This is a genomic window from Rhizobacter sp., assembly GCF_035702065.1.
GTDB lineage: Bacteria > Pseudomonadota > Gammaproteobacteria > Burkholderiales > Burkholderiaceae_C > Rhizobacter.
The window spans coordinates 1-4,916 of the sequence record NZ_DASSRA010000452.1; the positions used below are offsets into that span (position 1 = coordinate 1).

Below are 4,916 nucleotides of genomic sequence, written 5' to 3' on the forward strand. Positions count from 1 at the left end.
GTGTCCGTTTGAATATGGAGGGCTCTCTCCCCCCGGTTTTCGGGGGGGCGAAATGGGGAAGAACTCAGTCGACCCCAGCCAGCTGGCAATCGGCCGTGGCAGCCCAGGGCGGCGAGATCGTGGGCCGCGTGGTCGGCACCATGCAAGACATCAGCGCCAGCTCCAAGCGCATCGGCGACATCATCGGCGTGATCGACAGCATCGCCTTCCAGACGAACATCCTGGCGCTGAACGCTGCCGTGGGGCCGCCGCCGCAGACAACCTCAAGCGGCAGGCGGCGCAACTCTCTCGCACCGTGGCGGTGTTCAAGGTCGACTGAGCGTCAGCGAATTGCTGCGGATGCTGCCCTCGCGCAGCTCCAGCGTGGCCTCGCCGAAGCGGGCCAGGTCGTCCTTGTCGTGCGTGATCATGACGATGGGGATGTCCACCCGTTGAAGCAGTTCGTCGAGCTCGCGGCGCATGCGTTCGCGCAGCTCGGCGTCGAGCGCGGAGAAGGGTTCGTCGAGCAGCAGCGCGCGCGGTGACGAGGCCAGTGCACGCGCCAGTGCAACACGCTGGCGCTGGCCCCCCGAGAGTTCGCTCGGCTGCTGGCGGCTCAGTTCGGTCAGTTCGAAGGCGCGCAGCCAGTGCTCCACGGCCTCGCCGCCGTCGCGCTCGTTCGGGTTGAGCAGGCCGGGCTTGAGGCCGAAGGCGATGTTCTGGCGCACGTCGAGGTGCGGGAAGAGCGCGTAGTCCTGGAACAGGTAGCCGAAGCGCCGCTGGCGCGCGGGCACCTCGATGCCCGCAGTGCCGTCGAACAGCAGCTCGCCGCCGAAGGCGATGCGCCCGCTGTCAGGCGTGAGCAGCCCGGCCAGCGCCTGCAGCGTGAGCGTCTTGCCGGCCCCCGACGGCCCATAGATCGCGGTGCGCCGCGCGGTGGACTGGAAGCGCACCTGCAGCGTGAACTCGCGCCGGGCACTGCGCACGGTCTTGCGGATGTCGACGTCGAAATGCATGCCCTACTGCGCCACGCGCCCCGGTACCAGCCGCCCGGCCGCCAGCAGCACCACGATGCAGGTGATGGACGTGATCAGCACCAGCAGGTTGGCCACCGAGTCCTGCCCCGCCTGAACCGCCTCGTACACCGCCACCGACAGCGTCTGCGTGCGCCCGGGGATGCTGCCGGCCACCATCAGCGTGGCGCCGAACTCGCCCAGCGCGCGCGCAAAGGCCAGCAGCACACCGGCCAGGATGCCGCGCCAGGCCAGCGGCAAGGTCACGCGGAAGAACCGCGCCCATTCGCCGAGGCCCAGCACGCGGGCGGCCTTCTCCAGCTGCGGGTCGACGCCTTCGAAGGCCGCGCGGGCCGCCTTCAAGACCAGCGGAAAGGCCACCAGGCTCGCCGCGATCACCGCGCCCTGCCAGGTGAAGATCAGGTTGATGCCGAAGGTTTCGTGCAGCCAGCCGCCGATGGGCCCGCGCTTGCCGATGAGCACCAGCAGGTAGTAGCCCAGCACCGTGGGCGGCAGCACCATCGGCAGGGTGAGCACGGCATCGAGCACCTCGCGGCCCGGGAACTTGCGCCGCGCGAGCACAAAGCCCACCGCCACGCCCAGCACCAGGTTGATGGCCGTCGACCAGCCCGCCACCTTGAGCGAGAGCGCCAGCGGCACCCAGGCGGAATCCATCCGTCAGGGCTTGCCGAAGCCGTGCCTGGCCAGCACGGCCTGGCCCTGCGGCGAGGCCACGAAGGCGACAAAGCGCGCCGCCTCGGCAGGGTTGGGGCCGCCAGCCAGGGCGGCGATGGGATAGCTGATGGGCGCGGGTGTCGGCACGACGGCGGCGACCTTGACCTTGTCCTTCTGCGTCGCGGCGTCGGTGGCATAGACGAAGGCCACATCCACCTCGCCGCGCGCCACGTAGTCGAGCGCCTGGCGCACGTTCAGGGCCATCACCGCCCGGCTCTCGATCACGCCCCAGTGGCTGGCCGCATCGAGCGCGGCCTTGGCGTAGCGGCCGGCCGGCACGCTGGCCGGGTTGCCGATGGCAAAGCGCTTCACGCCCGGCTGGGCCAGGTCGGAGATGCGGGTGAACTGCAGCTTGCTGTCGATGGGCACGGCCAGCACCAGCGTGTTGCTGGCGAAGTTGGTGCGCGTGCCGGTGGCCAGCAGCTTCTGCGCCTGCGCCTTGTCCATGGTCTCCTGGTCGGCCGAGGCAAACACATCGGCCGGTGCACCCTTGGCGATCTGCGCGAGCAAGGCATCCGATGCGGCGAAGTTGAACAACACCTTGGTGCCCGGGTTCTGCGCCTCGTAGGCCGTGCCCAACTCCTTGAAGGCGTTGTTCAGGCTGGCCGCGGCCGAGACGGTGAGGTCGGCCGCCTGCGCCGCCAGCACTCCGCAGAGCGCAACGGCCACGCCAAAACGCTGCAGTGTGCGCAGAACGAGCTTGATGTGCATGGGAAGCCTGCCGAGAGAAGTTCAGCGAAATATATCGCAGAACATGACGCCATCAGCCCGACAGCAGGCCTTGCAGACGCTTGATGTCGGCGGCGCAGGCCTCGGCGGCGGTGCTCTCAATGCGCCGGTAGGTGTCGATCAGTTGCTGTCCGAGCGGCGTGAGCACGCTGCCGCCACCGCGCGCGCCACCTTGGGCCGACTCGACGGCCGGCGAGCGCAGGGCCTGGTTCAGCTCGTCCAGCAACAGCCAGGCGCGGCGGTACGACATGTCGAGCTGCTTGGCGGCAGCGGTGATGGAGCCGGTGTCGCCGATGGCTTCGAGCAGCGCCACCTTGCCGGGGCCGATGGCGATGACATCGCCCACGGTGACGCGCAGGCGGAACCTGGCGCTTGGCCTTGATCGGGAGTTCATGCGGGCGACGATACCCGAGCAGTCAGTAAGTCTCCAGGTGCAGCCGCCCTTCGCGCTGCAGCGCCGGGCCCAGCGTCTCCCACGGCAGGCCGGCCTCGCGCGCCACGTCGCGCAGGGCCAGCACCACGCCCTCTTCCATGCTCTTCAAGCCGCACACGTAGATGAAGGTGTTGGGGTCGCGCAGCAGCGCGGCGAGGTCGGCGGCGCGCTCGCGCATCAGGTCTTGCACGTAGCGACGCGGCTGGCCGGGCTGGCGCGAGAAGGCCAGGTTGATGTCGATGAAGTCCTTGGGCAGGCTTTGCAGCGGGCCGAAGTACGGCAGCTCCTGCGGGGTGCGTGCGCCGAAGAAGAGCATCAGCTTGCCGCCATCGAACTTGCCGCTCTTTCTGAGGCGGCGCCGCCACTCCGTCATGGCCCGCATCGGCGCGCTGCCGGTGCCGGTGCAGACCATCACGATGTTCGACTGCGGGTGGTTGGGCATCAGGAAGCTGCTGCCGAACGGGCCGATCACCTGCACTGTGTCGCCCACCAGCAGGTCGCACAGGTGGTTGGAGGCCACGCCGCGCACCGGCCGGCCCTGGTGGTCTTCGGTCACGCGCTTCACTGTGAGCGAAACGTTGTTGTAGCCAGCGCGCTCGCCGTTGCGGGCACTGGCGATCGAGTACTGGCGCGCCACGTGGGGCCGGCCCGAAGTGTCGACACCCGGCGGCACGATGCCGATGGATTGCCCCTCCAGCACCGGAAAGGGCATGGCGCCGAAGTCGAGCACGATGTGGTGCGTCTCGCTCGCGAAGCCGGCTTCGGTGCAGTTGAAGTTGCCCACCACCGTGGCCGTGGTCGGGTTCTTCGGGCCGTAGAGATTGGTATAGGCGTGCGCGGCCGACCAGGGCGGCACCTGGGCCCCCACGTTGGCCGTGTTGAAGAGCTCGGTGCCTGGCTCGGCCGCCATCACCTGTGAAGGAACAGGCACCGCGGCGGCAGCCGCGTCGGGCATCGGCTGCTCGGGCGGAAGCTCGTCCCAGCCCAGTTGCTCCTCGACGGAATAGGCCTCGTCGCGCAGCACCGTGCGCCAGTTGTCGATGGAGCCCGTGGGGCACGGCGCAATGCAGGCCATGCAGCCGTTGCACACATCGGCGCGCACGACATAGTTGCGGTCGTCGTGCGTGATGGCGTGAACCGGGCAGGTCGCCTCGCAGGTGTTGCAGCGGATGCAGATCTCGGGGTCGATCAGGTGCTGCCTGATCAGCGTGGCGTCAACGGCCATGTCCATGTGCAAGCTCAGTTGAAGCGCACGTACTCGAAGTCCGCCGGCTGCCGGTTGATGCCCATCACCGGCGGGGCGATCCAGTGGGCGAAGCGACCGGGCTCCACCACGCGGCCCATCAGCGAGGCGACGAAGGCGCGGTCCTCGTCGCTCGGCAGCCACTCGTCGCGGCGCGAGGCCCATTCGGCGTCGCTGACCACGCGGCCGTCGGGCGACATCTTGATGCCGGCCAGGGCGCCGATGTTGCGGTGGAAGGCCTTGTGCGGCACTTGCAGTCGCTGCGGGATGCCGGCTTTCTCCAGCACCTTGTTCCAGCGGCCGACGCCGGCCACCGAGTCCTTGATGAAGTCGTCGCGCAGCACCTCGTTGAGTGCATTGAGCATCGGCACCTCTTTCTCCACCAGCGCCCCGCCCTGCACTTCGAGCACCTTGTAGGTCTGGCCCTTGAGCACATGGTCGTCCTCACGCTTGCCTTCTTCGTAACGGCCCTTCAGGCCCGAGCTGTAGAAGGTGGCGGCGTTGCTCGACTGGTCTGCACCGAAGAGGTCGATGGTCACGCTGTAGTGGAAGTTCAGGTAGCGCTGGATGGTCGGCAGGTCGATCACGCCGGCGGCGCGCAAGGCCTTGGGGTCGTCGGTCTTGAGCTCGTTCATCACCTGGGCGGTGCGCGCCACCACGCGCGAGACGCCGCTCTCGCCCACGAACATGTGGTGGGCCTCTTCGGTCAGCATGAACTTGGTGGTGCGCGCCAGCGGGTCGAAGGCGCTCTCGGCCAGGGCCGAGAGCTGGAACTTGCCGTCGC

At 68.6% G+C, this 4,916-nt stretch carries 5 protein-coding genes and 2 pseudogenes; 1 reads left to right on the plus strand and 6 read right to left on the minus strand.

The genetic code is table 11. The annotated features are described in order from the left end of the window. Positions 1-242, plus strand: a pseudogene (locus tag VFL64_RS19830) (methyl-accepting chemotaxis protein); the annotation flags it as partial. Between the two features lie 63 nt (positions 243-305). On the opposite strand, the gene VFL64_RS19835 reads toward VFL64_RS19830, so the two are convergent. The 6 genes and pseudogenes from VFL64_RS19835 to VFL64_RS19860 all read right to left on the minus strand — a co-directional run. Continuing rightward, complete coding sequence (locus VFL64_RS19835) at positions 306-995, minus strand: ABC transporter ATP-binding protein (RefSeq protein WP_489542111.1); 690 nt, start codon at positions 993-995, stop codon at positions 306-308. Positions 996-998: 3 nt separating this feature from the next. Continuing rightward, positions 999-1,667 carry a molybdate ABC transporter permease subunit gene (gene modB, locus VFL64_RS19840; protein ID WP_489542112.1) on the minus strand — a complete coding sequence of 223 codons (669 nt, stop codon included), beginning with the start codon at positions 1,665-1,667 and terminating at the stop codon, positions 999-1,001. 3 nt (positions 1,668-1,670) lie between these two features. After that, on the minus strand, positions 1,671-2,438 hold the full coding sequence (gene modA, locus VFL64_RS19845; protein ID WP_489542113.1) for a molybdate ABC transporter substrate-binding protein: 768 nt from the start codon (positions 2,436-2,438) through the stop codon (positions 1,671-1,673). A gap of 52 nt (positions 2,439-2,490) precedes the next feature. Continuing rightward, positions 2,491-2,850, minus strand: a complete 360-nt coding sequence (locus VFL64_RS19850; protein ID WP_489542114.1) for a winged helix-turn-helix domain-containing protein — start codon at positions 2,848-2,850, stop codon at positions 2,491-2,493. Positions 2,851-2,872: 22 nt separating this feature from the next. Beyond that, entirely contained in the window at positions 2,873-4,120 is a 1,248-nt protein-coding gene (gene boxA, locus VFL64_RS19855; protein WP_489542115.1) for a benzoyl-CoA 2,3-epoxidase subunit BoxA, read from the minus strand. An 8-nt stretch (positions 4,121-4,128) separates the two neighbouring features. After that, positions 4,129-4,916, minus strand: a pseudogene (locus VFL64_RS19860) (benzoyl-CoA 2,3-epoxidase subunit BoxB); the annotation flags it as partial.